Origin of the sequence: Rhizobium redzepovicii (genome assembly GCF_019793435.1) — a bacterium.
Classification (GTDB): Bacteria; Pseudomonadota; Alphaproteobacteria; order Rhizobiales; family Rhizobiaceae; genus Rhizobium; species Rhizobium redzepovicii.
The window spans coordinates 1-411 of the sequence record NZ_JAILYH010000093.1 but is presented as its reverse complement, the minus strand read 5'-3'; the positions used below and the strand labels follow the sequence as shown (position 1 = coordinate 411).

General features: G+C 60.6%; 1 protein-coding gene. It reads left to right on the top strand.

The window, feature by feature from the left end:
• A partial coding sequence (locus tag K6N12_RS33730) for an NAD(P)/FAD-dependent oxidoreductase (RefSeq protein WP_222149187.1) occupies positions 1-411 on the top strand: 411 nt, incomplete at both ends.

Genomic DNA, 411 nt, shown 5'->3' with positions numbered 1-411 from the left:
AGCCCGGCCCGAACTATACCCGCGGCATGGAACTGCTCGGCAAATATGTGCTGATCGGCGAGGGTGTGCGCGGCTCGCTCGCCAAGCAGCTGATCGCCAAGTTCGATCTGCAGAAAGACCGTGAACCGCAAAAGTTCGGTATCGGCATCAAGGAGCTCTGGCAGGTGAAGTCCGAGAACCATCGGCCGGGCCTGGTGCAGCACTCCTTCGGCTGGCCGCTCGGCATGAAGACCGGCGGCGGCTCTTTCCTCTATCACCTGGAAGACAATCTGGTGGCGGTCGGCTTCGTCGTCCACCTCAATTACAAGAACCCCTATCTCTATCCCTTCGAGGAATTCCAGCGCTTCAAGACCCATCCGGCGATCCGCACCACCTTCGAGGGCGGCAAGCGGCTGTCTTATGGCGCTCGTG